This is a genomic window from Paenibacillus sp. FSL H8-0280, from assembly GCF_045040665.1.
Taxonomy (GTDB): domain Bacteria; phylum Bacillota; class Bacilli; order Paenibacillales; family Paenibacillaceae; genus Paenibacillus; species Paenibacillus xylanexedens_A.
The window spans coordinates 497,569-523,611 of sequence record NZ_CP150296.1; the positions used below are offsets into that span (position 1 = coordinate 497,569).

21 protein-coding genes and 1 riboswitch are annotated in these 26,043 nt (G+C 47.5%); of the genes, 20 read left to right on the forward strand and 1 reads right to left on the reverse strand.

Features of this window, described 5'->3' with window-relative positions; genetic code table 11:
- The first annotated feature begins 10 nt into the window (after positions 1-10).
- The 18 genes from pxpB to MHI12_RS02475 all read left to right on the forward strand — a co-directional run bounded on the left by pxpB (position 11) and on the right by MHI12_RS02475 (position 21,638).
- Positions 11-727: a 5-oxoprolinase subunit PxpB gene (gene pxpB, locus MHI12_RS02390; protein WP_405171406.1), complete on the forward strand. Its 717-nt coding sequence runs from the start codon at positions 11-13 to the stop codon at positions 725-727.
- Positions 724-1,755, forward strand: coding sequence for a biotin-dependent carboxyltransferase family protein (locus MHI12_RS02395; protein ID WP_405171407.1), 1,032 nt, complete (start codon positions 724-726; stop codon positions 1,753-1,755). The genes pxpB and MHI12_RS02395 overlap by 4 nt, the downstream gene beginning before the upstream one ends.
- A complete protein-coding gene (locus MHI12_RS02400) occupies positions 1,755-2,528 on the forward strand; it encodes a LamB/YcsF family protein (RefSeq protein ID WP_405171408.1) in 774 nt (257 codons plus the stop codon). The genes MHI12_RS02395 and MHI12_RS02400 overlap by 1 nt, the downstream gene beginning before the upstream one ends.
- 86 nt (positions 2,529-2,614) lie before the next feature.
- Positions 2,615-3,073, forward strand: coding sequence for an NUDIX domain-containing protein (locus MHI12_RS02405; RefSeq protein WP_339285239.1), 459 nt, complete (start codon positions 2,615-2,617; stop codon positions 3,071-3,073).
- A 456-nt stretch (positions 3,074-3,529) separates the two neighbouring features.
- Positions 3,530-3,946, forward strand: a complete 417-nt coding sequence (locus MHI12_RS02410) for a pyridoxamine 5'-phosphate oxidase family protein (RefSeq protein ID WP_405171409.1) — start codon at positions 3,530-3,532, stop codon at positions 3,944-3,946.
- 477 nt (positions 3,947-4,423) lie between these two features.
- Positions 4,424-6,697 carry a bifunctional 2',3'-cyclic-nucleotide 2'-phosphodiesterase/3'-nucleotidase gene (locus MHI12_RS02415; RefSeq protein ID WP_405171410.1) on the forward strand — a complete coding sequence of 758 codons (2,274 nt, stop codon included), beginning with the start codon at positions 4,424-4,426 and terminating at the stop codon, positions 6,695-6,697.
- Between the two features lie 212 nt (positions 6,698-6,909).
- Positions 6,910-7,968, forward strand: coding sequence for an EAL domain-containing protein (locus MHI12_RS02420; protein ID WP_405171411.1), 1,059 nt, complete (start codon positions 6,910-6,912; stop codon positions 7,966-7,968).
- Between the two features lie 173 nt (positions 7,969-8,141).
- Entirely contained in the window at positions 8,142-10,229 is a 2,088-nt protein-coding gene (locus MHI12_RS02425; protein WP_405171412.1) for a methyl-accepting chemotaxis protein, read from the forward strand.
- Between the two features lie 187 nt (positions 10,230-10,416).
- Positions 10,417-11,709, forward strand: coding sequence for an arsenic transporter (locus MHI12_RS02430; protein WP_047840355.1), 1,293 nt, complete (start codon positions 10,417-10,419; stop codon positions 11,707-11,709).
- 685 nt (positions 11,710-12,394) lie between these two features.
- Positions 12,395-13,321, forward strand: a complete 927-nt coding sequence (locus MHI12_RS02435; protein ID WP_341005916.1) for a phosphate ABC transporter substrate-binding protein — start codon at positions 12,395-12,397, stop codon at positions 13,319-13,321.
- A gap of 115 nt (positions 13,322-13,436) precedes the next feature.
- Positions 13,437-14,372, forward strand: a complete 936-nt coding sequence (gene pstC / locus MHI12_RS02440; RefSeq protein ID WP_017690972.1) for a phosphate ABC transporter permease subunit PstC — start codon at positions 13,437-13,439, stop codon at positions 14,370-14,372.
- A 2-nt stretch (positions 14,373-14,374) separates the two neighbouring features.
- Positions 14,375-15,262: a phosphate ABC transporter permease PstA gene (gene pstA / locus MHI12_RS02445; protein ID WP_026081329.1), complete on the forward strand. Its 888-nt coding sequence runs from the start codon at positions 14,375-14,377 to the stop codon at positions 15,260-15,262.
- Between the two features lie 12 nt (positions 15,263-15,274).
- On the forward strand, positions 15,275-16,030 hold the full coding sequence (gene pstB, locus MHI12_RS02450; RefSeq protein WP_036616781.1) for a phosphate ABC transporter ATP-binding protein PstB: 756 nt from the start codon (positions 15,275-15,277) through the stop codon (positions 16,028-16,030).
- 195 nt (positions 16,031-16,225) lie between these two features.
- Positions 16,226-17,242, forward strand: coding sequence for a phosphotransferase enzyme family protein (locus MHI12_RS02455; protein WP_405171413.1), 1,017 nt, complete (start codon positions 16,226-16,228; stop codon positions 17,240-17,242).
- 355 nt (positions 17,243-17,597) lie between these two features.
- Positions 17,598-17,723: riboswitch (glycine riboswitch) on the forward strand.
- A 251-nt stretch (positions 17,724-17,974) separates the two neighbouring features.
- Positions 17,975-18,664, forward strand: a complete 690-nt coding sequence (sdaAB, locus tag MHI12_RS02460; protein WP_074093257.1) for an L-serine ammonia-lyase, iron-sulfur-dependent subunit beta — start codon at positions 17,975-17,977, stop codon at positions 18,662-18,664.
- Complete coding sequence (sdaAA, locus tag MHI12_RS02465; protein ID WP_405171414.1) at positions 18,654-19,592, forward strand: L-serine ammonia-lyase, iron-sulfur-dependent, subunit alpha; 939 nt, start codon at positions 18,654-18,656, stop codon at positions 19,590-19,592. The genes sdaAB and sdaAA overlap by 11 nt, the downstream gene beginning before the upstream one ends.
- Before the next feature lie 264 nt (positions 19,593-19,856).
- Positions 19,857-21,071 carry a YhgE/Pip domain-containing protein gene (locus MHI12_RS02470; protein ID WP_405171415.1) on the forward strand — a complete coding sequence of 405 codons (1,215 nt, stop codon included), beginning with the start codon at positions 19,857-19,859 and terminating at the stop codon, positions 21,069-21,071.
- A 54-nt stretch (positions 21,072-21,125) separates the two neighbouring features.
- The gene (locus tag MHI12_RS02475) at positions 21,126-21,638 is read left to right on the forward strand and encodes a PadR family transcriptional regulator (RefSeq protein ID WP_341005920.1); all 513 of its coding nucleotides are present in this window, start codon (positions 21,126-21,128) and stop codon (positions 21,636-21,638) included.
- Between the two features lie 134 nt (positions 21,639-21,772).
- Here MHI12_RS02475 and MHI12_RS02480 read toward each other — a convergent pair whose 3' ends face one another.
- Complete coding sequence (locus MHI12_RS02480) at positions 21,773-23,527, reverse strand: alpha-glycosidase (RefSeq protein WP_405171416.1); 1,755 nt, start codon at positions 23,525-23,527, stop codon at positions 21,773-21,775.
- A gap of 225 nt (positions 23,528-23,752) precedes the next feature.
- Here MHI12_RS02480 and MHI12_RS02485 point away from each other — a divergent pair, with 225 nt between their 5' ends.
- Positions 23,753-24,436, forward strand: a complete 684-nt coding sequence (locus tag MHI12_RS02485; RefSeq protein ID WP_341005922.1) for a response regulator transcription factor — start codon at positions 23,753-23,755, stop codon at positions 24,434-24,436.
- A 56-nt stretch (positions 24,437-24,492) separates the two neighbouring features.
- Positions 24,493-26,004 carry a HAMP domain-containing sensor histidine kinase gene (locus MHI12_RS02490; RefSeq protein ID WP_341005923.1) on the forward strand — a complete coding sequence of 504 codons (1,512 nt, stop codon included), beginning with the start codon at positions 24,493-24,495 and terminating at the stop codon, positions 26,002-26,004.
- Positions 26,005-26,043: the final 39 nt, after the last annotated feature.

The window sequence follows — 26,043 nt, forward strand, 5'->3', positions numbered from 1 at the left end:
GAGATGGCACATGACCAAACAGACGTATGCATGGACGGAGGAGATTTTATCTCCGCTGGGTGAGGCAGCGGTTATAATCCAGTGCGGCGATCAATTATCTGACGCAGTGCAGCGCAGAGTGATGTCTGTCTGTGCTTTGCTGGAAAAAAGCACTTTGCCAGCCATGATCGAATGGGTGCCTTCATATACGTCCGTTACAGTATTTTATGATCCGTTCATCTCCCCGTACCCCGAGTTATGCCGTATTCTGCTTCAGCAGTTGAATCAAATGAAGGAATCCATACAAGATAAACCCAGAACGGTCACGATTCCCGTATGTTATGGTGGCGAGTGGGGCCCTGATCTGGACTATGTTGCCAGTGAACATGGACTGACCCCAGAAGACGTTATTGCGATTCATACATCCGGGGATTATCTCGTACATATGATAGGATTCGCACCGGGTTTTCCGTATCTCGGCGGGTTGTCTGAACAGATTGCTACGCCCAGACGTGCAACGCCAAGGCTTCGGGTTGAGGCTGGCACAGTAGGTATTGGTGGCAAACAGACAGGAATCTATCCAGTGGACACACCCGGGGGATGGCAATGTATTGGACGAACGCCACTCCGATTGTTTCGGCCGGATGAGAACGTACCAAGTATGCTGGCAGCAGGTGATCGGGTTCGATTCGAACAGATTACGATGCAGGACTATCTGGCGTTGAAGCGGAAGGAGGGCGAACGATGAGTATTGAAGTGATTCGCCCTGGTCTGTTATCTACCGTTCAGGATGAAGGCAGAACCGGTTATCGCCGGTATGGTATTCATCCTGGCGGGGTCATGGACACCTTTGCAGCCAGAGCAGCCAATATGCTTGTGGCCAACTCCCGACATGCGGCAGTGCTGGAGATGACGATGACGGGGCCAGAGCTTCGATTTCAGGAGAGCCAGCTAGTCTCATTATGTGGGGCCGATCTGACGGCAACGGTCGATCATCTGCCTGTACCTTTGTGGCGTCCTGTGCTGGTGCGGGCTGGAAGTGTACTGAAATTTGGCCCATGTCGTCATGGCTTGCGTGGATATCTGGCGATTGCGGGTGGAATAGCTGTGACTGAAGTGATGGGCAGCCGAAGTACAGACCTCAAAACAGGTCTTGGCGGTGTGGATGGGCGAGCCTTGCGCGTGGGGGATCTGTTATCCAATGGTGAACCTTCTGCCGAAGCGCGAGGTTGGATGAAGCGTCTGGAGCAGCAGGTAGAGCAGAGTGAACGGGATCACCGAATATTGGCGCCTGCGTGGTTTTTATCTGAACGTGAAAGACCTGACTATTATGGGAGATCTGTTATTCGTGTGATGGAGAGCAAGGATAGTTTGCTGTTCAGCGAGGCAAGTCTGGGACAATTCTATGCCGAAAAATACGTGATCTCTCCACAATCGGATCGGATGGGCTATCGCTTGCAAGGCTCCAGACTGGAGCTGGATCAACCGCTGGATCGGCTGTCTGAAGCCGTTACCTATGGCACGGTGCAGGTGCCACCGGATGGGCAGCCGATCATCTTGATGGCGGACCATCAGACGATTGGAGGTTATCCTGTCATTGCACAGGTAGCTCGGGTGGATATACCTATCCTGGCTCAGACTAAGCCAGGAACCCGAATTTCTTTTAAGAAGATTACACATGATCAAGCCGGACAGTTGTATATGGAACAGGAAATCAATATGCAGCTCATGGATAAGTTGATACGCAGAAGAATGGCAGGAATGGGGGGCATTTAATGAATACCTCGAAAACCTTGGATATCAATTGTGATCTGGGCGAAAGTTATGGTATTTATCGCACGCTATCGGACGAGGCCATTCTACCCTTGATTACATCAGCCAATATTGCCTGCGGATTTCATGCAGGAGACCCGGCTACAATGCGTCTGACGGTAGATAGGGCATTGGAGCATCAGGTGGCAATTGGAGCCCACCCCGGGTTGCCGGATTTGCAAGGGTTTGGCAGAAGACGTATGGACATTACGCCACGGGAAGCATATGACATGGTGGTGTATCAGATCGGTGCGCTGGATGCATTTGTCCGGGCAAGTGGGGGGCACATGCATCATGTGAAACCACATGGCGCCTTATACAATATGGCCGCAGAAGATGCGAAGCTTGCTGAAGCCATCGCCGAGGCGATCTATCAAGTGCAGCCTGATCTGTATTTATATGGTCTGGCGGGCAGTGAGCTGATTCATGCTGCGGATCGCATCGGTCTGCGTAGCGTGAGCGAGGTGTTTGCGGATCGAACCTATGGGGCGGATGGGAAGCTAACCCCTCGAAGCCAAGCGGGAGCTGTCATTGAAGAGTCGGGACAAGCGATTGCTCAAGTGCTTCGGATGGTGAAAGACGGCGTGGTTGTATCCACGGATGGTACGTTGGTTCCCATTAAGGCAGAGACGGTCTGTATCCACGGTGACGGATCGAACGCTCTCGCATTTGCTCAAGAGATTCGTCGTGTGCTGGAATCGGAAGGCATTAAATTATCTACGAATACCAAGGGATGATACGCCTGTTCAGTAGAACAATAGTTTTATCAGGTTGTTCGAATTGAACTTTGAAATTTTGGAATGACAAGGAGTGAATGAACAGAATGAAACCCATACGCAACTCGGCGAAAGCTGTCATTGTGCAGGATGGACGATTGCTGGTCATCCGGCTGGAAGACCAATATGGTACCGCTTATGTGTTTCCAGGTGGAGGACAGGAGAAAGGTGAAGAGCTCAAGGATGCGGTCGCACGCGAATGTCTGGAGGAGATTGGTCAGGCCGTGAACGTGGGAGAGCTGTTACATATCCGGGAGTATATCGGTAAAAATCATGAATTCGCCGAGTGGGATGCAGATATCCATCAGGTTGAATTTTATTTTGCGTGCAGCCTGATCGATCCGGAGGCAACCGTTTTTGAAGGCTCCAATCCAGATGACCACCAAGTCGCCGTGGAATGGATTGCACTTGAAGACCTGTCCAACATTCGTTTATATCCAAAAACCATTGGTGAATTGCTTCTTAAATCAGGCTCTTCTTCAATCTATCTTGGAGATCTGAATTAAATTAGCCATGAAGAAATATCGTGCTAACCCCTTTATGTAAACATTTTTATAAAGAACTTTTCCAATTTTGTCACGTTAGCGTATCGGTTCATGGATTCACCATAGGTGAGGTGGGTACACTATAAGTACAGGCTTATTACAAAAGCATTTGCATTAAGCTGTCTCTAGTAATACGAGAATAATGAGCTGTCATTAAACACAAAGAGGTAGTAACAACTACACTACTCTTTGTACTTTTATTATTCACACTTAATTGGGAGAACGGTAGACGTAGTGGAGGGGACGGAATCGATTCTGAGGAAGCGAAGCGTTCGCCTTTATCACCGGATTTTCCCTTTGAGAAAAGGGAATCAAAAAAATCTGGGGATAACAGCGATCCAAAGAACGATCCGTACCCGGAACGACCTTCTACAAGAGTCCTCCCAATATTCCCCCAAACCGAAAGGAGCACTTCCCATGAACCAGACTGAATTGGAACAAAACATTGTAAAAGCATTGGAAAATAACCCTTTTTGCAGTTTCTCCACTGTGGAGAATGGTAAACCAAAATCCCGCTATATGGCGCTTTTCAACGATGGACTGAACATTCATCTGGCAACGAACCGCCGTACACACAAAGTAGAGGAACTGGAGAATAATCCGAATGTTAGCCTGCTACTTGGTTATGAGGCTGGTGGTTCCAAAGAAGTGGTTGGTATCGAAGGAACCTGTGAAGTGACAAAGAACGAAGGCTTGCGTGAGCAAGTGTGGAACGACGAATTGAAAGCATGGTTCGATGGACCTAATGATCCGAACTATGTCATTCTAGACATCACCCCGGCTCGTATTGAATACACGGGGAAAGATCATGAACATCATGTCTGGGAACAATAATCCAAATATGAACATAACCTCTGCAAAGTAGCGTCCTTATGCGAAAATACGCGCAGAGTTTAATCCAACCGTGAAAGCCATTAAGGTTTCACGGTTTTTGGTATGGATGAATAACGCTGAATTGGTTATACATGTAAGAAACATGTAATATACGTATTTTAAAGATGATAAGCACTAAATACCTACTAAAATGTTGAAAAAATTGTCGAAATCACGCATGATAATGTAAACTTGCCTAGGTATGTGCGGGTAATGTAAAAAATAATGCTTTTCAATGACTGAACATTGCGTTATGATTTGGAATGTAAACGACAAGCACAGACATAAATAGATGTTCATGTGAGATAAACTTACCTGAAATTCCGATGCATGTCATCAGAGCGTCAGTACGCACAACCCATGAAATCTATCTTTTTTCTGCGCTCTTCGTTTGCCCATTAATGCATGATTCAATGTACATAACCGGGAGGGGTTATTTTGAAGACGAGTAAAAAAGTATTATCAAGCCTGACTGCCGCTTTGGTTGCATTAAACGTGCTTGCGGTGTTTCCAGTACCTGTATCGGCTGCGGATGCTGCCAAGGTAAAACTGCGGATCATGGAAACCACAGACATTCATACCAACCTGGTTAACTATGACTACTATTCCGACAAAGAGACAGACCAGTATGGACTCGCCAAAACAGCTACACTGATTAAGAAAGCCCGTGACGAGGCGAAGAACAGCCTGCTGTTTGATAATGGGGATCTGATTCAGGGGAATCCGCTGGGAGACTACTCTGCGAAAATTGATCCACTGAAAAAGGGTGAGACTCACCCTGTATATAAAGCGATGAATCTGCTCGATTATGATGCAGGTAACATCGGTAACCATGAATTCAACTATGGTCTGGACTTCCTGGACATGACGCTCGAGGGAGCGAACTTCCCTTATATTAATGCCAACGTCTATGTAGACGATGGTGATGATGATGAGACAAATGACAAGAACTATTTCACACCATATGAGATTTTGGATAAAAAGGTAACGGATGAGACTGGCAAAGAACATACGATCAAAGTAGGTGTGATCGGATTTGTGCCGCCACAAATCATGCAATGGGATAGCGCTAACCTTGAAGGCAAAGTAATCGCCAAGGATATTATTGCTACCGCGAAAAAATTCATTCCTGAAATGAAAGCCAAAGGTGCCGACATTATTGTAGCTATCCCTCACTCCGGATTTGAGGAAATTCCTCAAACAGATCTGATGGAGAACTCCGTTCTGTATCTGAGCCAAGTTGAAGGCATTAATGCCATTCTGTTTGGACATGCCCACAAAGTGTTCCCGAGTGCTGATTTTGCCGGCAAAAAAGGGGTAGACCTGGAGAAAGGTACAATTAATGGCGTTCCTGCTGTAGAGCCAGGATTCTGGGGGGATCACCTAGGGATTATTGATCTGGATCTAGAACAAGTGGATGGCAAATGGAAAGTGGTTGATTCCAAAACGGAAGCACGCCCAATCTATGACACAGCCAACAAAAAGCCACTGGTAGATGCGGATCAGGACATCATTGATGCGGTTCATGAAGAGCATGAAGGTACATTGGAGTATGTTCGTGGTCCGGTGGGCGAAACGACTGCACCTATCAACAGCTTCTTCGCTCTGGTTCAGGATGATCCATCCATTCAGATCGTAACGAATGCACAGAAATGGTATGTCGAAAAACATATGCAAGGTACGGAATATGAGAAAATCCCTGTATTGTCCGCAGGTGCACCATTCAAAGCCGGTGGACGTTCAGGCGCTTCGTATTACACGAATATCCCTAAAGGCACCATTGCGATCAAAAACGTTGCTGACCTGTACGTATATCCAAATACGGTACATGCTGTAATGGTTAACGGCGCAGAACTGAAAGAATGGCTGGAATGGTCTGCAGGCCAGTTCAACCAGATCGACCCGGCTAAAGGTGGACAACAACAACTGATCAACAATGACTTCCCAACGTACAACTTCGATGTTATCGATGGTGTAACGTATCAGATTGATGTGACCCAACCAGCTAAATACGATAGCAAAGCTACGATTGTTAATGCATCCGCAAGCCGGATCAAGGACCTGAGCTTTAACGGCAAACCGGTTGACCCAGCACAAAAATTCATTGTAGCGACAAATAACTACCGTGCTTCTTCATCCAAACTGGCTAACCCGGACGGCAAACGGATCGTTCTGGCTGCACCGGATGAGAACCGTCAAGTGATCATCGACTACATCCGTGAGAATAAAACAATTAATCCGGCAGCGGACGGCAACTGGTCCCTGGCACCAATCAAACCATCTGCTGGGTTAACCGCAGCAACGCTGAACGATCTTGAAGTTGTGTTTGCTTCTTCCCCGGATGCAAAAGGTCTGGTTGAAGCAAACCCGGCGATGTCATTCATTGGTACGAACAATGAAGGTTTTGCAGAGTATGGCTTGAAACTGACAGGTGAAGCAACAACAACACCTGAAACAGGTGTGGAGCCAGCTCCAACGCCTACAAAGCCAACTAAACCTACGGAGCCGACTACTCCAACCAAACCAACGACCAAGCCACAGCCTGAGAAACCAGCGGGCGGCAAAGTGGTATATGTGGTGAAAAAAGGGGATAACTTGTACCGCATCGGTTTGAAATATGGTGTGGACTGGCGCAAGCTTGCGACAGCTAACAAAATCTCAAATGTGCATAACCTGAAAGTTGGACAGAAAATCGTGATTCCCGCTTCTTAAAGTTTTATAAGTTGAGTGAGACCGACAGTCATCAGACTGTCGGTCTTTTTTTCTGCAAATTTGAATATATTTGTTCCAAGAACCGTCATACAGGAAGTCATCAAAACAGTAGAGATTAATTTTAAGACCCATGATATAATATTTACAAACTTTGGGTATATACAAGTGAACATTAATGGACATGGAATCTAAATTGGCAAGGGGGGTCCTACATGAATTGCAGTGGCTGCAGTCCAATCTATCCTATAGAGGGCCAAGGTACCTTGTACTTGCGTCCCATTTCCCCCGCTTTGCTGGAAGCGCTACAAACGCCGGGAAGACTTATCGAGATGTCGGATGACATGATGTGGATGGATTTTTCGAATCTTGAGACGGTTCAGAATTTAATAGAAGAGATCGGCGAAATTGATCCGACATTACGTGATTCCCTAACCGTTCAGATTATGCCTATTTACGAACAGGTTAATGAAGAAAGCTGGATTAGTCTAACTATGCAGGAGTCCCGTTTCAAGCATGCGGAGCTTGTTTCCATTATTCTCGAGCATCAATTCAGCAGTCATATGCAACCCATCGTTGATGCATCGGAGCAGATTATCGGATATGAGTTTTTGCTTCGTCCTGCTGAGAATGGAAAATCCTTCAGTTCCTATGAATTATTTGAAGTTGCGCGCGAGACCGGACTACACTCTTTTCTGGATCGTACGGCGCGTATTACTGCTATTGAGACCAGTGCCCTTTTTTTGCCGCATGGTGTCAAACGCTTCGTAAATTTCCTGCCTTCCTCCATATATAATCCCGAATATTGTCTGACACATACGTTTGAAGCGATTGAACGCCTTTCGCTTGACCCTAAAGATTTTGTGTTTGAAGTCGTGGAAACAGAGCAGATTCAGCATATGCCCATCTTGCAGCAAATATTTGAGGTATATCGTTCCCGTGGAATGTCGGTTGCACTGGATGATGTGGGTGCCGGATATTCGACAATAGAGTTGATGAATCGGTTAGAACCGGATTTTGTCAAAATAGATCGAAGTCTCATTGACCGTTGTGATCAGGATTCGACCAAACAACAGCAAATTCTTCATATTGTTGAGATGTCGAGTCGATTTGGAGGGCAAGTCCTTGCCGAGGGGATCGAACGAATGGAAGAGTTTGAATTCTGTCGTTCCATAGGTATTGAGCTTGCACAGGGCTACTATTTTGGTAAACCCTCGGCACAACCGCCAGGCGGTCCGTACTGCAATACTTCATTTAATTCATGTAATAATTAGTAACCTGTACCTTGTACAAGTCGCTTCTGATCAGAGGTGGCTTGTTTGGCGTGCCTGCACATTTTTCTCTCAAATAAATACCCTCATTTAGCCGATATATAAGATAAGCCTTTTAGATTGATCCATACATACAAAGAAAGAGGGCATTTTTACATTTTGAGGGGGATAAAGACATGAGTGAAACTCAGGATAATAAACCAATGAAAGCAGCGAAACCTGCCAAACCAAAACATAGTCAAAATAAAAAGAAGAAAAAGAAAGGTTTTGTCTGGAATATAAGGAACAAACTATTGGTCTCCTTCCTGGCTGTTCTACTCCTGCCAAGCTTGGCAGTCGGCGTGATCACACTAACGATGGCTGAAGATGGCGTACAAGGACAATTAGTGGATAGTGCCATGCAAAGTGTGAGCACTGCCAATACGATTGTAGAAAACCAAGTGAATTACAAGATTCATGACATTAACTATTTCGCGGATGCTCTTGATCCGAGCCTGGTCAAAGGGGAGAACGATAGTCCCGAGCTTCAGGTGAAGCTGGAGCAATACCTGGGCTTGCATCCCGATGCCATGAATATTTTTGTAGGAACAACAGACGGAATCATGGTTCGAGGTAAACCAACAGCGAGCAGCACACGGGGAGATGCTTATGATCCTAGGGAGCGGGAGTGGTACAAACTAGCGATGGAAAAGCCAGGTACAGCTGTTGTATCAGCGGTGTCTGTTAATACCGATGGTGTTGCAGTTGTGTTTATCTCCAAAACATTAAAGGATCAATCCGGTGTCATCGGTTTATCTCTGGACCTGACAGACCTGCAAGAGCAGGCATCCATTAAGGTGGGCAAAGAAGGCTACGTCATTATTATGGATGCAAACAAAAACTATGTCGTATCCCCTGTAGCAGATGCAGGTACGCCGGAAACGAGCGGCACCCTTGATGAGATGTATCAGAGTCAAGAAGGTCAATTCGATTACGTGTACAACGATCAGCCGAAGATGATGATTTTCTCAACAAATGAAGCAACGGGCTGGAAAATTGCCGGAACGATGTTCAAGAGTGAAATAACCAATGCGAGTAAAGATATTCGCATGGCCACATTTATTGTTATTCTGGCGGCTACCTTCCTTACGCTCCTCTTTATTATCTGGTTTACACGCTCCATGCTGCGTCCAATTAAACGACTGCAGGAATCTGCCAGAGCCGTGAGTAAAGGTGACTTGACCGTGAAAATGGAAACAGGACGTAAAGATGAAGTCGGAGAACTTGCGAAGTATTTTGAACGAATGGTCGATAACCTTCGAATGATGATTCTTGGTGTACAGGAAACGACAGAGCAGGTATCAGCTTCTTCTCAAGAGTTGTCTGCCAGTGCAGAACAAACCACCAAAGCGATTGAACATTCAACACAGGCCATTCAGGAACTGGCTGAAGGTGCAGAGCAGCAGGTAAACAGCGTGAAAGACGGATCGGGACAGATGAGCCGAATGGCAGAAGATGTTCGAATGATGTCGGAGCGTGTGCAATCGATTACGGCGAATATGCGGAATACGTCCGGAGCAGCTACTTCTGGTAATGAGGCAGCAGGACAGGCCGTGGTGCAGATGAACAGTATCCAGGAAACGGTGGAGCAGCTGGGAACGGTGGTTCAGTCTCTGAATGCCCGTTCGGTAGAGATCGGCAGCATGGTTGACGTCATTGCATCCATCTCCAAACAAACGAACTTGCTCGCATTAAATGCTTCTATTGAAGCGGCAAGAGCGGGGGATGCGGGTCGTGGGTTTGCAGTTGTAGCTGGTGAGGTACGTAAACTGGCAGAAGAATCCGGAAGTTCGGCAGCGCAGATCGGTGAGGTGGTTCATAATATCCGTCAGGACATGGATGCCGCTCTAATCGCTATGAATGCGGCTCAGACTCGGGTAGGAGAAGGAATTCAGGCCGTGAATACGTCCGGACAATCGTTTGCCCAGATTCGGGAGGCGGTGGAAGATGCCGTTCATACATTGGATGACTTGTCCGCAACAACGAAGCAACTGGAGAGCGGTGCATCCCACGTTGCCAAGGCGATGAGTGATATTTCGAATGTGACCCAGGAATCGGCTGCGAATACAGAATCCGTGTCGGCATCTTCGCAAGAACAACTGGCATCGGTAGAAGAGATTGCATCATCCTCGGCACACCTGAATAGCATGGCGGAACAATTACAAGGGTTGCTTGGCATGTTCAAGATGGTAGAGGATACGCCGAAGGATAAGGGCAAAGAATAAATCCTAGCATTTAAACACCACAATTTACCACATTTTTTATAATAGAAGAAAATAAAGATAGACATTGCTCCTGTAGCCCTGTATAAATATATCGTCTGGTTATTCTGCGCGTATAGCGGTGTAATCTTACAAAACAAGATCGAAATAACGAAATAATATATGGATACAGGGTACAGCAGGAGGCTCTATGGTATACGTAGCAATACTGATTTTTGTAGTGACGATCACCTTGGTAATCTGGCAACCTCGTGGGTTGGGTATCGGTTGGACTGCCTCTGGTGGGGCATTGCTTGCTCTGCTATGTGGAGTTGTCAGCTTAAACGATGCCTCAGATGTGGCATCCATTGTATGGAATGCAACGCTGGCCTTTGTTGGCATTATTATGATTTCTCTCATTCTCGACGAGACGGGTTTCTTCGAATGGGCTGCCCTTCATATGGCAAGGCTTGCTGGAGGAGACGGTCGCAGACTGTTCTTCTACTCCATTCTGCTGGGAGCCGCTGTGTCAGCTCTGTTCGCGAATGATGGTGCCGCGCTCATTCTGACGCCAATTGTGCTGGCAATGGTGCGTGCATTGAAGTTTGATGAGCGCATGGTGTTGGCTTTTGTGATGGCGAGTGGATTTATCGCCGATACCACGTCGTTACCGCTGGTCGTCAGCAATCTGGTTAACATTGTATCGGCCGATTTCTTTGGCATTACATTTGTGGAGTATGCGGTACGCATGGTTGTGCCCAATCTGTTCTCAATCGTAGCGAGTACGGGGATGTTGTTTTTGTTTTATCGCAAAAGCATACCCCTTCGCTACGACATCTCCGCGGCACGTGACCCGAAGGAAGCAATACGTGATCCACGGATGTTCCGAATCGCCTGGTTCATGCTTGGCCTGTTACTGGTTGCCTATGCATCCAGTGAGTTTCTGCCGATTCCCGTGTCGGTTATCGTTGGCTCCGTTGCGTTGCTGTTCGCTTTGTTGGCACGCAAGAGCGAGGCTGTTGATCTGAAACGGGTAATCAAGGAAGCGCCATGGTCGATTGTGGTGTTCTCGGTGGGCATGTATATCGTCGTATATGGACTGCGTAATGCAGGGTTAACGGATCATCTGAGCCGCTGGCTGGATGCCATAGCAGAGCATGGTCTACTGGCTGCTTCGCTCGGGATGGGCATCATCGCTGCTGTATTATCATCGGTGATGAACAACTTGCCGACCGTCTTGATTAACCTGCTAGCCATCCAGGGCGCACATACCGAAGGTATCATTCAGGAAGCATTGATCTATGCCAATGTCATCGGTTCCGATCTGGGTCCCAAAATGACCCCGATTGGATCACTTGCCACATTGCTGTGGCTGCACGTGTTGTCTCGCAAAGGTGTGAAGATCACATGGGGGTATTATTTCAAAGCAGGCATCATCCTGACGATTCCAACATTGTTGATTACCCTAGCCGGGTTGGCATTGTGGTTATGGATTCTGGGTTAGTAAAATTAGATTTTACATTAAGTATCAATAAGATAATTCTGTTGTAATGTAAAAGGCTGCTCTCACAGCTGGTGTTAAGCACTGGCAGCGAGGCAGTTTTTTTCTGCTTTTGTACCTTCTATAGAAGAAACAGATTTTCTTTCTGTTAAGCACCTAAGCATTTACATAAGGCAAGCCCATTGTAGGGCTGGCCTTCTTTGCCTACTTCCCAGGCAGGAGATTGAAATGCCTGAGGCCTATCAAGCGCTGACACAGCGCAGGGAAACCGCGATCGTAGTGGAGGGGACGGAATCGATTCTGAAGAAGCGAAGCGTTCGCCTTTGTCTCCTAATTACAACAATTCAAATTGTTGATCAGAGAAATTTGGAGACAACAGCGATCAGAAGAACGATCCTTAACCGGAACGGCCACTCAAGGTATCAGATACTTCATATATCTATAAGTAAATTTTTTTCATGGAAATCTGGACACAATACGGATTGAAACAACGTCCGTTCCCGTAGCGACCTCTTCAGCGCTAGATTAAATCTCAGATAAATTTCAATATACAGCCGATATTTTTAACATTGCGTTTACAAAACACTGATTTTAAGATGACATACCGAAACTACAATGAGTAAAGAGTTGATGGTGAACAAACAAATTCACAAAACGCCATCACTACATTGGGGGAGGAAAACAAAACATGTTTAAAAAGTTGCCGTTTATTTTGATGACCTTAACGTTCGTACTGGTTCTCGCAGCATGCGGATCGAAAAATGACGCTGGTACAGAGGGTGCCGCAAGCAATGGATCAGGAGAAGCTGCTACTGAGCTTAGCGGTAACATTCTGGCAGTCGGATCGACAGCATTGCTACCTCTGGTAGAACAAGCTGGACAGAAATTTATGGCAGTTGATGAATATAAGAACGTAACCGTTCAAGTTCAAGGTGGCGGTAGTGGTACTGGTTTGACACAAGTATCTGACGGACAAGCTACAATCGGTAACTCTGATGTATTTGCAGAAGAGAAACTGGAGGACGAAGCCAAAGTAAAAGAATTGGTTGACCATCAAGTAGCAGTAGTAGCTATGGCGCCAGTTAGCAACAAAGATGCAGGTGTAGAAGATTTGACGAAGCAACAACTGATCGACATTTTCTCCGGTAAAGTAACGAACTGGAAAGATGTTGGCGGCGCGGATCAAGCAATCGTTATTGTAAACCGTCCGAGTAGTTCCGGTACTCGTGCAACTTTCGAGAAATATGCATTGGGTGAAAAAATGGGTGATATCCAAGGTTCCATTCAAGAAGATTCTTCAGGTAACGTAAGAAAACTGGTAGCTGAAACGCCAGGTGCTATTGGTTACCTTGCCTTGTCTTACTTGGATGACAGCTTGCAAGTGTTGAAATACGAAGGTGTAGAAGCAACAGTTGAGAACGTAGAAGCAGGAACTTATCCAGTGTGGGCTTACGAGCATATGTACACAAAAGGTGAGCCTGATGCAGCAACAAAAGCATTCTTGGACTACATCTTGAGTGACGAAATTCAACAAAACGACGTGACAGAACTTGGATACATTCCAATGTCAGGTATGAAAGTAAAACGCGATGCAGCAGGTAATGTGGTTGAGTAATCTTTGAACTTGCGCATACAGCGAAAGAGGCGGACTTAGGTCCCGCCTCTTTACGCGGTTTGCTCTAAAATAATCCCATATTTTGCATTAATTCTACTATAGAAGGATGGTTGTTATGGAACAGACCGAAGGGGGAACGGTAATGAATAACAAGTTGAAACCGCGCCGGCCCTTAAAAGAGAAACATTATTGGGAAGAGTGGACGGGACGGATCTATACGTCGATTTGTGTCGTTTTCCTGATCGTTGTCATGTTTTCCATTGTTTATTTTGTAGCGTCCAAGGGACTATCGACATTTTTCCAAAATGGAATAAGCATCAGCGAATTTCTTGGTGGGAAAACGTGGAATCCAACAGGGGAACCTGCGTTCTACGGGGCATTACCGTTCATTACAGGTTCTTTCATTACAACCTTGCTTGCAGCACTGATCGCAAGTCCGCTTGGCCTGTGTGCAGCGCTCTTCATGACAGAGATTGTTCCGGGTAAAGGGAAAAAGATCTTGCAGCCTGCGATTGAGCTCTTGTCCGGAATTCCATCCGTTGTGTACGGATTTATCGGTCTGAGTGTCATCGTACCTTTGCTTCGCAGTATCTTTGGTGGAACAGGCGTCGGGATTGCAGCCGGATGTCTTGTTCTCGCCGTAATGATTCTTCCTACGGTGACAAGTATTATGGCAGATGCATTATCCGCGTTACCAAAAGGATTGCGTGAATCTTCCTACGCACTCGGTGCCACTCGCTGGCAAACCATCTACCGTGTTATTATCCCAACGACTTTGCCAGCTTTGTTGACAGGTGTCGTATTGGGGATGGCCCGTGCTTTTGGCGAGGCTCTTGCTGTACAGATGGTTATCGGTAATGCGCCGCATGTTCCAACATCCTTGCTCGAATCAGCTTCAACACTAACAAGTGTAATTACACTCAGCATGGGTAACACCACGATGGGTTCTGTTCATAACAATGCACTGTGGAGTATGGCGCTTGTCCTGTTGGTGATGACCTTTGTCTTCGTCATTCTGGTTCGCCTGCTTGAAAGGAGAAACCGGGTATGAAAATGAAGGCAAAGACGGTAGATAAAATTGCAACATCCGTTATCGTTGTACTGGCCCTGTTCATTGTTATTCTATTGCTCGGGCTGCTTGGCTTCATCATGTATAGAGGCATTGGGCATATTAGCTGGAACTTCCTGACGAGCGCACCACAGTTGCTTAAGGGTGGCGGCGGGATTGGTCCACAGCTCTTCAACTCCGTATTCTTGCTTGTCCTGACTTTGATTGTTACCATTCCACTCGGGTGGGGCGGCGGAATTTACATGGCAGAGTACGCCAAACCAGGCAAGATTACCAGCTTCATTCGTCTGGTCGTTGAAGTATTGTCATCATTCCCATCCATCGTTATCGGTTTGTTTGGTCTCTTGCTGCTAGTAAATCAATTTGGTCTTGGTTTCTCCCTAATCTCGGGTGCCTTGGCTCTGGCGATCTTTAACTTGCCACTGATGGTGCGGACAACGGAGCAGGCCTTCCGTGCCGTTCCGAAGGAACAGAAGGAAGCAGGTCTGGCGCTTGGACTGTCCAAGTGGAAGATTATTACTTCGATTCTGCTACCTGTGGCATTGCCGAGCTTGATTACGGGTACGATCCTGGCATCGGGTCGGATCTTCGGTGAAGCAGCTGCGCTGATGTTCACCGCAGGTATGAGTAGTCCACCATTGGACTTTACAGATTGGAATCCGACGAGTCCAAGATCACCGCTTAATCCTTTCCGTCCGGCAGAGACACTTGCTGTTCATATCTGGAAAGTAAATAGTGAAGGTATTGGGCCAGATTCCAAAGAAGTGGCAGCAGGGGCGTCCGCCGTGCTTGTCATTCTCGTGCTGGCGTTCAATCTAAGTGCACGCTGGATCGGTCGGGTTGTATTCCGCCGCATGACAGCTTCGAAATAAGGAGGAACCAACATGGCCATACCTTTTGGTACGGAACAGTTAAGCATATATTATGGACATTTCCAGGCGGTCAAGCAGATTAGCCTGACGTTTCCTGAAGCAAGCGTAACGGCTCTTATTGGGCCGTCTGGTTGCGGTAAATCCACGTTCCTCCGGTCGCTGAACCGGATGAACGACGAGATTGCCGGTTCCCGTACAGAGGGACATATCTGGATGGACGGTAACGACCTGAATGAGCCTGGAACCGATGTAATCAAGCTTCGCCAGAAGATTGGCATGGTGTGGCAGAAGCCAAATCCTTTTCATAAGTCCATCTACAACAATATCGCGTTTGGCCCCCGCTACCGTGGTACGAAGAGTAAGAAGGCACTGGATGAAATTGTGGAAAAAAGCTTGCGTCGTGCTGCGCTCTGGGATGAAGTAAAAGACAGATTGCATGAGTCAGCTCTGTCTCTCTCTGGCGGACAACAGCAGCGCCTATGTATCGCTCGCGCCTTGTCTGTTGAACCACAGATTCTGCTGCTCGACGAGCCGGCATCTGCACTTGACCCGGTATCTACGGGTAAAGTTGAAGAGTTGATTACCGAGCTCAAGAAGGAGCTACGAATTGTTATTGTTACCCATAACATGCAGCAGGCGGCACGCATCTCGGATTACACGGCTTATTTCTATCTGGGAAGCATGATTGAGCACGGGGATACGGAGCATATTTTCACGAACCCGGACAATCGTCTGACGCAAGAATACATCATGGGTCGTTTCGGTTAATTGGATCATGGAGTGTCACATAGAGCAACAGACAGAGAGATTAAGAAATAAATAGAGACAAAAGAAAGCACAATGCCTGGACGGTTGTTCGGGAGTTGTGCTTTTTTAATTTCATTTTGGAAAAAATTGCTGTATGTAAAGCAATCATGCTACGATATTTAGTAATAAGAGAACGTTTACATTACTTTGAAGGAGATGTTGATAATCACTACGGACCAGATGTATTACGACCATATGGCAGCTCAGATTATACAGAACTACACTATTGAGAAACCTGTCGTTTCATATATTCGTCACAACGAGAATCTGACGTACCACGTCGTGGATGAAGCAAGCGCGCAGAAGTATCTGCTGCGTATCCATCAAGCCGCATATGCAAGTATGTCAGGGATTCAACATACGCTTCCTGCGCTGGAGGCAGAGATGAACCTGCTTCATGAGTTAAACGCAACGACAGCATTGCGCGTGCAGCATCCGGTACGCAATGCATCCGGTGAATGGGTCACGGTATGGACAAATGAGGAAGGGAAAGAGATTTGTTGTACAGTACTGGAGTGGATTGAGGGAAGGGACATCCAGCAGGGAGAACGCCTGACAACAGAGCAGATCTATGATCTTGGGGCACAACTGCAGATGCTTCATCAATATGGGCGTGAGCAGAATCAGACAGATCGAACAAAGGTGCGGCCGGCATATGGCAACATCCATGAGAACTTGGTCATGCTAGGGCAGCTAGAGGAAGGTGTCCGACTGGGGATTTTTACAACGGAAGACTTCGATCTGCTTCGTGAGACGTTTGAGAACATTAATGAGCAGTTAGAAACATACCCGCATCACGCAGGGACATGGGGGATCATTCATGGGGATATTACTCGCAACAATCTGCTGATAACGGAGCAGGGAATTTCCATGATTGATTTTTGTCTACACGGTTATGGTTATTATCTTTTTGATGCCGGAGGGGCAGCACTTATGTTCAATCGGGAGGAACGTGACATATTCTTATCCGGTTATACCCAACAGATCGCGCCACTGACGGATCGTGATATTCGATTAATGGAAGGGTTCATGTTGATCTTTACACTGGGTTATTATGCCTTTCAGATGGCAAATGAGTCAAGGCACGAATGGATGAAAGATCGCATGCCGAAGCTATGCAGCAAGTATTGCCGACCTTATGTACAGAACAAGAGCATCTTCTACGAACTGTGATTTATAATCCAGATGTGCAGACTCGGATGGGCTACTGAGTAGTGTGGTTCAAAATAGATGGTTGCCTGAATACCCGAACGGTTTCGTGGACAATATCATAAATAGTAGTGAGCACATCATTGATTGAAGTAGAACGAAATAACCTGTTTAAAAGATCTTTTTATCGCATTAATGTAATGAAAGCTAACAAAATATTCTGGTTATCATCGGTTCAATAGGAAATGATGGATATAAACCCAAAGAAATCGTCAAGTTTGTTGACACTGATCTTCCGGTCGATTAATCTTAATGAAGAAGAAATGAATGACTTCCATGACTGTTCTGACATAAGCTCAGAATGGTTCCATACGGCGGATGATAACGAGCGGGAGAGACCTGGGTTAGCCAAACAAAATGGCTAGTAGTTCAGGCACCGAAGGAGCAAGCTGCTGCGCACCCGGCGCAGTGGTTAATCTCTCAGGTAAATGTACCATCGTTGGACGCAACTCTGGAGAGTGCGCGAACTGCGCCACCCAAGGGGTATATGATCAGTCAGCCCGGTGAACTTGTCTGTAATCGCAGGCAATGCACCTTGTCATCAGACACTGCTGATCGTGAAACTCTCAGGTATCGAGGACAGAGAGAGGGCCTGAGGCCTTCTTCTGTCCTTTTTTGATGTCATCATTCAGTAAATAAGGAACAATGTGGATCAGATTCTGGATGGAAATGACGAATACAATTGGAGGGTTACAAGTGCGATTTAAAGATGTTTTTTCAATTATTGGTCCGTCGATGACGGGGCCTTCAAGTTCACATACAGCTGGAGCGGCAAGGTTAGGGAGAATTGCTCGACAGTGGCTAGGATGTACGCCAGATCGTGCTCGGCTGACGTTGTACGGTTCATTCGCTGACACGTATCAGGGGCACGGAACAGATCTGGCACTGATCGGTGGTCTGCTGGACTATGTCACAGACGATCCGCGTATCCCGGATGCAGAGCAATACGCAGAGGAAGCGGGCATGGAGGTTGAGTTTTATACAAGTGGCCTGCCTGCTCCTCATCCAAATACGGTCAAAATTGAGTTGTGGCATGGAGAACGTGCCTGCTCCTTAATCGGTGCATCCATTGGTGGTGGAAGCGTATCGGTGCATTCGATGAATGATTTTCGTGTTCAGATTAGTGGTGAGTTCCCGACACTCGTTCTTCGACATGCAGACAAAGCAGGGGTGCTTGCGTCGGTAACGTCCACGATCAGTTCATCCGGGGTTAACATCGGGTATATGCAGGTGGACCGGAAAGCCCGTGATGGTGAAGCACTGACTGCTATGGAGATGGACGGTGTGCCTAATCCTGATATGCTCAAGCGTCTAAGGGAGCTGGACCATGTGTTAGACATTCGTGTCATAGATTTGAAGAGAGGAGTTGATTCGGATGCGGTTTAAACATTTGCACGAACTGAATACGATCTGTACAGCGGAATCCAAAACCATTGCTCAGCTGATGATCGAGGAGCAAGTTCAGGAGACCAATACACCGGAAGCGGATGTTGTGCAGCAGATGTCAGAATATTATCAGGTGATGAAGGAAGCGGTACGCAAAGGGTTAACGGAAGATACGACATCACGCAGTGGACTAACAGGTGGAGACGGTAAAAAATTGGCCGAGTACATTCGCAAAGGTGAGACTTGTTCAGGAGATGCTTCCGCACTTGCCATGGCGTATGCCCTGTGTGTATCTGAAGTGAATGCCTCCATGGGTCGGATCGTGGCAACACCAACAGCCGGTTCCTGCGGCATTATCCCCGGTGTGTTTATCAGTTCACAAGAGCGGTTTGGCTGGACGGACGAACACTTGGTAAACGGCTTGTTCTGTGCGGGAGCGATTGGTTATGTTATTGCCAACAATTCATTTATCTCCGGTGCCGAAGGTGGCTGTCAGGCGGAAGTGGGTTCCGCGATCGGCATGGCTGCGGGTGCCATGGTTGAACTGCGTGGAGGTACATCGGAACAGGTCGTTCATGCCGTTGGTTTGGCGTTAAAAAATACACTGGGCCTTATCTGCGATCCGGTGGCAGGCCTTGTTGAAATTCCGTGCATCGTCCGTAATGGACTGGGTGCAGTTACGGCGCTGGCTGCGGCTGACATGGCCTTGGCCGGAGTGCGTAGTGCTATTCCGTCAGATGAAGTCATCGACGTCATGCTGGAAGTAGGCAGTGCGATGCCGAGCCGTCACCGGGAGACAGCCCAGGGCGGGTTGGCCCAGACACCAACCGGCCGCAAAATGATGCAGAAGTTGGCTAAACCAAAGGCAAAGCGTGCCGAGCCTGAGCCGGAGTCTCCTGCTGAAAATGACGTAGAACCTAAGGCATAAATAGGATGGATATGAATTAAATCTAACGCTAACTCGTGAAACCTTGAGCCTTGATTATTAAAGGTGAAGAAGAGCTCATTACTGGATACGAGAAGCCGATACAAACCTTCCTGGTGAAGAGATGTATCGGCTTTTTTTGTCTTTTTCCAACGAAGAAAAACAAAAAAACATTGACGACATATATATCGTATTGATATATTAACTACTGTCATATATCGATACGATATATATGAGAGCGAAACAAAACTAAAGGAGATGGATAGAATGAAAGGAATTTTCCAGACGAGTCTGCTGTTTTTGAAAAACGGAGCCACCATTGTAGGTTTAATTACGGCCGTGCTGTTCCAGGTGTTTTTTAATATCATCTGGCTTAGCGGATACGATCAGGTTAACGAAAGAATGACTCAGTTGGCTGTCACCATCGTGAATGAAGACGGGGTAGCGGCTGAACCGGTGGCCAAGTCTTTGGCGGCAGGTCTGAATTTCGAGATCATACCATCTGAATCAATGCAAGAAGCAAGACAGATGTTAACAGATCGGGATGTGTACATGATTATTGAGATTCCATCAGGTTTCATGCAGCAGGCAGAAGACTTGTCGAAGCCGATGACAGTGAAATATGTGATGAACGAATCAAACGTGGCTACCGTGAAAAGTGTGATGCAGAACGTAGCTGCACAAGTTACAGCGACATTGAATCGTGAAGTACAAGAGAATGGCATTCGCGGAGTGCTGAATCAGTCCGGTATGACTGCTGATCAGTCCGATGCGCTGGCGCTGGGGTTGTCTTCACGCGTGGAGGCAGAGGTGGAGCGACTGAATCCTGTTGATAATTTTGCTTTCTCCATGGTACCGATGTTGATTGTAACGGCTACGTTTACCGGAGCGATGTTGCTTGGCATGAATCTGCAAAAGGTTTCTGGAGAACTGAGTGGCAGGGCAGGGAAATGGGAGCGCTTCTGGGCGCGTAACATCGTGAATGTTGGTGCGGCATTTATCGTTTCGCTTGTTGGATCGGGGATGATGCACGTTATGGGGGTATCCTCAGCAGATGGTTGGTTAATGTTATGGCTGTTCCAGTTGCTGGTCACCATATCTTTTATACTCATGGCTCAGTTGAGCTTGTTGTTGCTTGGCAATGCTGGGGCTTGGTTAAACAGTGCGCTGTTGCCTCTGCTGATGTTGTCCTCGGGCTCAACAATTCCGCGCGATGTAATGTCTGAGTTCTACCAAGGGATCGGTCATTATCTACCGGCGACCTATGCGGTAGAGGGGATGACGAACCTTGTGCTTGGGGGAAACGGGATTGGCCGGGATGCATTGTTTCTTGGGGTAATCGGAGTTACAACGCTGACTCTGGGTGCTTTTAGCATCTGGATCAGACGTTCCAACCCGGCAATCTCTGAACCTCGGAGGGAGAAACAGCCTGCTACTGTACCTGCTGCTCTGGAAGCATCCGTGTCTTCATCCGATCATTGAATATGGGGGGCTGATTGTGATACGTTAAGAGGAATGGAAAGGAGCGGTGCACCGATGAACACGCAGCATGTCATCCTCGGAATACTGCACAATCAGCCATGTTCGGGTTATGAGATCAAGCAGTACTTTGAACAATATTTTTCATTTTTCTTTGATGCCAGCTTTGGCACCATATATCCTACACTCGCGAAGATGGAGAAGTCAGGGTTGCTCACGAAGGAATCGGTGAGGCAGGAAGGGAAACCCGACAAGAACGTGTACTCATTGACTCCGGAGGGAGCAGCACAGTTTCACGCCTACCTGATGAGTCCCCTGGAAGACGAGGTGTTCCGTTCTGATTTTCTGATGCGGTTGTATTTCGGAGAGTTGGCGGATGAGAATACTGTAACGGGGTGGATTTCAACAGAGTTGAAACGCAAGGAATTGTTATATGACAAGCTTCAGCGTCAGATGAAGGAGTTTGGCGAACACATTTCGCCTTCACAACGGTTGTGCATGCAAGTGGGACTTGTGCAATATGAAGCCACCATTCAATTGCTCAAGGAACAACTGGATCAGCCGGAGTAATCCCATGATAGTGATTGATATGCGAAATAGGCGCTCCACAGATCAGGAACAGATCTGTGAGCGCCTATTTCGTTTGATATGCCGATGAATTAAATAGACTCCTGTCTTGCATATGAGCAAGTGTAACTTGATATTTATGTGAGACTAGTACTCAGTACGGCATATCCATACGCGGGCAATTCAATGGCGAGTACGCCATCTTCCTTGGCAGTACGATGGTTTCCGCCGAATAACTCGGTCCATTCCTCGTCACCAGCCTCCAGCTCGACAATAGCCGTCTCCTCTGATCGATTGAACAGAACCAAAATGCGTTCCTCCTCATTTTGTCGCTCAAATACCAGTTGGCTGCCATCGGGACGAGCCTGCAGGAAACGAACGGTGCCTTCTGCACGCAGGGCAGGATGAGCATGACGCAGGGAGATCAGTTTCTGATAAAAGTCGAACAGCTCTCGGTCCTGCTTCGCTTCATCCCATTCCATGCATTTACGGCAGCCCGGATCATGTTCGCCGTCCATGCCAATCTCATCTCCGTAATAGATGCACGGAGCGCCCATGTAACTGAACTGAAATAACGCAGCCAGCTTCATCTTGCGCTGGTCGCCTTCACACAGCGTAAGCAGTCGCGGGGTATCGTGACTGTCCAGCAAGTTAAACGCCACTTCGCTGGCCTGAAGCGGATAACGGGACAACTGTCGCCCGATGGAGTTTGCGAACTGTTCGGCGTGCATTGTATTTTTCACAAAAAAAGCATTCACGGCATCGGTAAACGGATAGTTCATGGAAGCATCGAACTGGTCGCCTTGCAGCCAGGAAGAAGACTCGTTCCATACTTCGCCCAGAATATAGGCATCCGGATTAGCGGCTTTGACTACACGGCGGAAATCACGCCAGAATGCATCGTCCACTTCGTCTGCCACATCCAGCCGCCATCCGTCCGCGCCCACTTCCTTGATCCAGTACTCAGCAACCTCCAGCAGATAAGCCTTCACCTCGGCATTTTCCGTATTCAGCTTTGGCATGTGCGCTTCGAATCCGAAGGTCTCATACGTTGGAATGCCGTCCTTCACGTCCAGCGGGTATTCGTGTACATGGAACCAGTCCTTGTATTTGGATTGTTCTCCGTTCTTCTGTACATCCACAAACGGCGCAAATGTCTTCCCGGAATGGTTGAACACAGCATCCAGAAGTACGCGAATTCCACGTGCATGGCACAGCTCGACCAGTCGTTTCACGGTATCTGCGTCACCAAAGTGACGATCTACCCGCAGGTAGTCTTCGGTATCGTATTTGTGATTGGTGGTGGCTTCAAAGATGGGTGTGAAGTAGATCGCATTAATGCCAAGATCGCTGATGTAATCCAGATGGTCGATCACGCCCTGAAGGTCACCGCCGAAGAAATTGAAAGGTGTCGGCTCGCCGCCCCACGGCTCTACCTTTTCCGGACTAATATCCGGGTTGCCGTTGGCGAATCGTTCAGGGAAAATCTGATAGAACACCGCATCCTTAACCCATGCAGGGGGTGTGAATACAGCTCCGGCATGAATATAGGGGAACTGGAACATACGACCCGGATCGTCCGGTTCTTCTTCCTGGAAGTCCGTCTCGGTCATCCAGATCAGTTCGTCCCCGTTTTTGAGCAGAAAAGAGTACTTCAGTCGGTGGTAGGGAGGTTTCACTTCACCCTCGAAGTAATCGAACATGGAGTCAGAGGTGAACTTCGTTAAGGGAACCAGCGCTTTGGTTGCATCCCACGCATATTTATCCCCAGTCAGGGCATGTACCTCGGTCAGATCATTCTTTTTGGCACGCAAACGCAGATGGATTGTATCTTGGTCATAGGCATAGGCCCAGTTTCGTTTCGGTTGATGATAGATGGCTTCCAACAGCATAATGAATTTCCTCCCGTCAGGTGTAGAACTAGTATGTACTTGGTAGACTTGATGGATATGACGTTACCCGAGTTAATGGATAAGCTATAATTAGAATGCGTGGTAACGTAAGAGACTTCAACATTTCAATAAGACATGAATTCATATGTTATAGGCAGCTTTTATCATGATGATGCTCAGATATATCATTAACCCAATGGGGACAGAAAGGAAACGAATATTCGGATGAAAACCAAACTGTTATATATTGAAGATGATACGGAAATTGCGACTTGGGTCAGAGCCGATCTGGAGGAGCGCGGTTATGAGGTGGTATGGCTCGGCAGTGGTGAAGGTGCAGCGGAGGCTGCTGTCGGTTGCTCACTCATTATTCTGGATGTCATGCTGCCCGGGCTGGATGGATTTACGGTGGGCCAGCGACTGAAAAAAGAACTTCCTGGGGTTCCCATTGTCATGCTCTCGGCCAGAACGTCCATTGACGACAAGTTGCACGGTCTTGATTTTGCCGATGACTATGTGACCAAACCATTTCACCCCGATGAACTGGCTGCCCGGATTGAAGTACAACTGCGTAAGGCAGGAACAGCGGTCTCATCGGATACAGCCCTGAAGCTGGATCATCTCTCCATCTATGAGAAGGACAATCGGATCGTCAATGAGGAGACGGGAGATGAGATTATTTTATCGGGAAAACAGTTCCACATCTTCGCCTACCTGCTACGACATATGGGCATGATTCGAACCAAAGAGCAGATCTATGAAGCCGTCTGGAACGAGCCCTATCTGGATGGGGACAAAACTTTAATGGTACATATTCGACATCTTCGCGAAAAGCTGGAGCTTGATCCGGCCAATCCTGTAGTTATTCAGACGGTCCGCGGTGTGGGATATCGTGTGAAGAAGCCATGATTCGGTGGTTCAGGGAACGGAAGATCATGAAGGGTGAACGGAAGGGAGAACGAAGCATGGATCAAAAGCAATCCGGGCGGCGCAAGCTTCGCTTTGGGCGGTCCTTGATGTCCAGATACATCATCCTGATCTTGGCGGCTGTATTATTTGTGCCCGTTGTGCTTCCGATCATATCCGTTATATATATTGTCGTAGTGAATAACACGAACACAGACCGAGCGGCACCTTACGGTGACGTTACCCGAATCAGTAACCTTTGGTCACGTGAAGCGAAGAACCTGGATGGGGCTTCGGATGAAGAGATTAAGGCCCGGTTGGAGCAATTACATGGCTCGTATCCTAAATCTTCCATGTATCGTGTGAATGTGAGCGGTGAGACTCTCTTTATTCTTGGGGGTGAAGATGTAACGCTTCTGAAATCCACGTCGCCGGATGGCAGAACAGACACGACACTGAGATGGTCACTGGATTCCGGGCAAACGACAGAGACTCATATTCCAGCCTTATGGAATGTAAACAATACCGTGCAATTCATGAAAGAAGCTTCCTTTCGCGATCCACTGACCGTAGTTGCATATATTGGCGGAGATGAGCAGGACAAAGGACAGGGCTTCATGATCATTGAAGTGCCGAGATCACTTCTGCAAATGAATCACAGTAACGGGCTGCTGGAACTTTTGTATCTCGGCATTGTAATGACCATCATCTTTCTGAGCTTTATCATGATGTCGATTCTCTTCTTCGCACGCATTCGCAAACGACTTATTCGTTTGCAGACCGCCATGATGACCACAGGCAAGGAAGGCCTCCCGCTTCCGGTAGATATCCGCCAGTCAGACGAGATCGGTCAACTGGAAGAAGCCTTCAATCAGATGGTGCATCAACTGTCCGACAGCCGTCACCGTGAACGCGAGGAAGAACAATTGCGCAAACGTCTCATTGCGGGGCTTTCCCACGATCTGCGTACCCCGCTAACGGTGATTCGTGGACATATGCATGCCTTGCACAAGGAAGAGCTGAGCGAGCAAGGTGACCGTTCATTACATCGAATGGAAGCGAAAATGGAGGACCTCGGCGGGCTCATTGACAACATGTTATCCTACAATTTGCTCACGAGCGGGAAATATACACTGAAGCTGGAAGAGAAAGATATCCTGCGGATCGTCAGGGAAACGGCGGCGGCCTGGTACCCGGTCTGGGAGAAAGAGCAATTTGAGATTGATATTGACCTCCCGGAGGAACCGCTGATCTGGCATATGGATGAACAGGGCATGCGCCGTGTACTTGATAATTTGTTCCAAAACGTGATTCGTCATGCCGCCAGCGGGAAGTATATTGGCATATCAACCCAGGAGATTCAGGGTGAGACGGCTATTGTTATTCAGGATCGGGGTCCGGGAATGCAACCGAATTCCGACACAAAAGGCACAGGTCTGGGCTTATCCATTGTAGACCTGTTGATTCGTGAGATGGGTCTGCGCAAGCGGGTAGACAGTTCCGATACGGGTGTCCAGACATATATCTACAGTGGTAAGGGGAAACAGGGAAACAACAAACCGCTGAAATAGCTTTTTAAACTAAACTTAAACTGGAGACTACTTTGGCTT